Origin of the sequence: Kitasatospora sp. NPDC101155 (genome assembly GCF_044768305.1) — a bacterium.
GTDB lineage: Bacteria > Actinomycetota > Actinomycetes > Streptomycetales > Streptomycetaceae > Kitasatospora.
Window position 1 is genome coordinate 1 of the sequence record NZ_JBIWPN010000128.1, and the last position, 4366, is coordinate 4366.

General features: G+C 74.5%; 1 protein-coding gene. It reads right to left on the reverse strand.

The features are described from left to right. On the reverse strand, positions 1-4366 hold a 4366-nt coding region (locus tag ACIRYZ_RS46215; RefSeq protein ID WP_402955691.1), incomplete at both ends, for a beta-ketoacyl synthase N-terminal-like domain-containing protein.

The following is a 4366-nucleotide window of genomic DNA, read 5'->3' on the forward strand; positions in this document are numbered from 1 at the left end:
TGCGCCAGATCCACCGGCTCACCCGCACGCACCGCCACCGCACCCCGCGTCACAACCACCAGACGCGACGCCGCGAACCGCTCCTCCGCCAGCCACGCCTGCACCGCGCGCAGCACGTGCCGCGTCACCTCGCGCACGGCTGCCGGGACGTCGTCGCCCGGGGCGGCCACGGCCGCGCAGTCCAGGACGACGGTCTCGGGCGCCGGGCCCTCGGCGGGCAGGGCGTCCCAGGACATCCACTCCGCGTCCGGGGCGGTCGGCAGCTCCGACCACTCGACCGCGTAGAGCGGGTCGGCCGAGCCCAGTTGCCCCGCCGAGACCGCCCGGCCCTTCACGGAGGCCACCGTCAGCACCGGCCCGCCCGCCGGGTCGGCGAGGTCGAGCCGCAGCCCGCCACCGTCGAGCCGGACCAGGCGCACCCGCACCGCCGACGCGCCGACGGTGCGCAGCGCCGCGCCCGTCCACGCGAACGGGACCACGGTGTCGTCGCTCCCGGCGTCCACGATGGCGACGTGCATGGCCGCGTCGAGGAGCGCCGGGTGCACGCCGAAGCCGTCGGCCTCGACGCCTTCCGGCAGCACGACCTCGGCGAACAGCTCGTCGCCGCGCCGCCAGGCCGCGCGCAGGCCCTGGAAGGCGTGGCCGTAGCCGAAGCCGGACTCCGCCATGCGCTCGTACGCGCCCTCCACCGGCAGCGGCTCCGCGCCGACCGGCGGCCAGACGTCGAACGACTCCGCCTCGACGGCTCCGGAGGCGGCCAGCGAACCGGCCGCGTGCTGGACCCACCCGGCGTCCGGATCCCCGTCCGGCCGGGAGTGGATCGTGAGCTCCCGGCGGCCGACGGCGTCCGGCGCGACGACGCGGAGCTGGAGCTGGAGCGCGCCGTGCTCGGGCAGCACCAGCGGTGCCGCCAGGGTCAGTTCCTCCACCTGCTCGCAGCCCACCTCGGCGGCGGCGCGCAGCGCGAGTTCGAGCAGACCGGCGCCCGGGACCAGGACCGTGCCCTGGACGGTGTGGTCGGCCAGCCACGGGAAGGCGGCGGTCGACAGGCGACCGGTGAGCACCAGCCCGTCCTCGTCGGCCAGTTCGACGGCCGCGCCGAGCATCGGGTGCGTGGTGGCACCGAGGCCGGCGGAACGGACGTCACCGCCGCGGGCGGCCAGGGGCGCGGGCCAGAAGCGGCGGCGCTGGAAGGCGTACGTCGGCAGGTCGATGTGCCGGGCGCCGGTGGCGGCGAACAGCGCGGCCCAGTCCACCGCGGCGCCGTGGACGTGGAGACGGGCGAGGGCGTCGACGAGGGTGTGCTCCTCGGCCCGGTTGCGGCGGAGCGCCGGGATCGCTACGGCCTCACCGTCGGGCAGCGCACTCGCGGTGAGGGCGGTGAGGACGGCGTCGGGACCGAGTTCGAGGAAGCGGGTGATTCCGGCCTCGTGGAGTGTGCGGACGCCGTCGCTGAAGCGGACGGCCTCGCGGACGTGGCGCACCCAGTAGTCGGGTGTCTGAAGGCCTTCGGCCGGTGCGCCGGTCAGGTTCGAGATCACCGGGATCGACGGCGCGCCGTAGGTGAGCCCGTCGAGGACCTCACGGAAGTCCGCCAGCATCGGGTCCATCAGCGGCGAGTGGAACGCGTGCGAGACGCGCAGCCGGTTCGTCTTGCGGTCGGCGAAGTGCGCCTCGATCGCCGCGACGGCCTCCTCCGCCCCCGAAACGACGACCGAGGTCGGGCCGTTGACGGCGGCGATCGACACGAACTCGCCGAGCAGCGGCAGGACTTCGTCCTCCGTCGCCTGCACGGCCAGCATCGCACCACCATCTGGCAGCGCCTGCATCAGCCGACCACGGGCGGCCACCAGCTTGCAGGCGTCCGCCAGAGAGAACACCCCGGCGACGTACGCGGCCGCGACCTCACCGATCGAGTGCCCCGCCACGAACTCGGCCCGCACGCCCAGCGATGCGACCAGCCGGAACAGCGCCACCTCGACGGCGAACAGACCCGCCTGAGCGTACGCGGTCCGGTTCAGCAGCTCCTCGTCCGTGCCCCACGCGACGCTGCGAAGGGGCTGGTCGAGGTGCTCGTCCAGCGCCGTGCAGACGGCGTCGAACGCGTCGGCGAACACCGGGAAGCGAGCGTACAACTCCTCTCCCATCCCGAGGCGTTGCGAGCCCTGACCGGAGAAGAGGAACGCGCTCTTGCCCACCGACGCGACTCCTCGGGCCACCTCGGCCCCGTCGACGACCACCGCGCGGTACGGGAAGAGCGACCGCCCGGCCAGGGTGAACGCCACATCGCCAGCGGGAAGTTCATCGAGCTCCGTCAGCCGCGCGACCTGAGCGTCCAGCGCCGCTTCGGACTTGGCGGACATCACCCAGGGCATCGCCCCCGCCGTCACCGCAGCGCCCTGCACGGCCTCGGGTTCGGCCTGCTCCAGGATCACGTGGGCGTTGGTGCCGCTGATCCCGAAGGAGGACACGCCCGCGCGGCGCGGGTGGCCGGTGGCCGGCCAGTCGGTGCGCTCGGTGAGCAGCTCGACGGCGCCGGCCGTCCAGTCGACGTGCGAGGAGGGCGTGTCCACGTGCAGGGTGCGGGGCAGCAGGCCGTGCTGCAGCGCGAGCACCATCTTGATCACGCCGGCCACGCCGGCCGCGGCCTGGGAGTGGCCGATGTTCGACTTGATCGAGCCCAGCAGCAGCGGCAGTTCGCGGTCCTGGCCGTAGGTGGCGATCAGGGCCTGCGCCTCGATCGGGTCGCCCAGCGTCGTCCCGGTGCCGTGCGCCTCCACCGCGTCCACATCGGCCGTCGAGAGCCCGGCGCTCGCGAGAGCCTGCCGGATCACCCGCTGCTGCGACGGACCGTTCGGTGCCGTCAGACCGTTGGAGGCACCGTCCTGGTTGACGGCGCTCCCCCGCAGGACCGCCAGCACTCGATGGCCGTTCCGGCGGGCGTCCGACAGGCGCTCCAGGACCACCATGCCGATGCCCTCGCCCCAGCCGACGCCGTCGGCCGCGTCCGCGAACGACCGGCACCGGCCGTCGGCCGAAAGGCCGCCCTGGCGCGAGAACTCCACGAAGGTGTTCGGCGTCGACATCACCGTGACGCCACCGGCCAGCGCCAGCGAGCACTCACCGCTGCGCAGCGCCTGGGCAGCCAGGTGCATCGCCACCAGCGACGACGAGCACGCCGTGTCGACCGTCACCGCCGGGCCCTCCAGGCCCAGCGTGTACGAGACGCGGCCCGAGGCCACGCTTCCCGCGCTGCCGCTGCCCTGGTAACCCTCGAACTCGCCACCGCCCAGCAGGCTCGCGTAGTCCGCGTACATCACACCCGCGAAGACGCCGGTGCGGCTGCCGCGCAGCGTCACCGGGTCGATGCCGGCGCGCTCGAAGGCCTCCCACGAGGTCTCCAGCAGCAGACGCTGCTGTGCGTCCGTCGCCAGCGCCTCGCGCGGGCTCATGCCGAAGAACTCGTGGTCGAACTCACCGGCGTCGTGCAGGAATCCGCCGGAGCGCGTGTAGGACGTCCCGACGTGGTCCGGGTCCGGGTTGTAGAGGGTCTCGACGTCCCAGCCGCGGTTCGTCGGGAAGCCGGAGACCGCGTCCACGCCGTCGGCCACCAACCGCCACAGGTCCTCCGGCGACTCGACGCCACCCGGGTAGCGGCAGGCCATCCCGACGATCACGATCGGGTCGTCCGACAGCGACGGCATCGCCTCGGGGACGTGGACGACGCTCTCGGTGCCGAACAGGCCCTCCAGCAGGAAGCCGGCCAGCGCGCTCGCCGTCGGGTAGTCGAACACGACGGTGGTCGGCAGCTGGAGGCCGGTCACCGACCGCAGCCGGTTGCGCAGCTCGACCGCCGTGAGCGAGTCGAAGCCGAGGTCCTGGAACGCCCGCGACGGGTCGACCGCCGAGCCGCCCTCGTGGCCCAGCACGAGCGCGATCTGGTCGCGCACCAGCTCCAGGACGGCCGCCCGCCGCTCCTCGCTGCCGAGGCCGGCCAGCCGCTGCGCCAGGCCCGCCGAGACGGCCGAACCGGCGACGACGGCGCGCCGCACGCGGCCCCGCACCAGGCCGCGCAGCAGGGCGGGCACCTCACCGTGTGCGGCCATCGCCGCCAGGTCGAGGCGGACCGGCAGCACGGCCGGGTGTCCGGTGGCGATGGCCGCGTCGAAGAGCGCGACACCCTGCTCCGGGGCGATGGCCGGAAGGCCGAGCCGGGCGATGCGCTCGGCCTCGGCGTCGGTGAGCGTGCCGGTCATGCCCGCCACGTCGGCCCAGGGGCCCCAGGCGAGCGAGACGGCGGGCAGGCCGAGCGAGCGGCGGTGGACCGCCAGGGCGTCCAGGTAGGCGTTGCCCGCCGCGTAGGCGG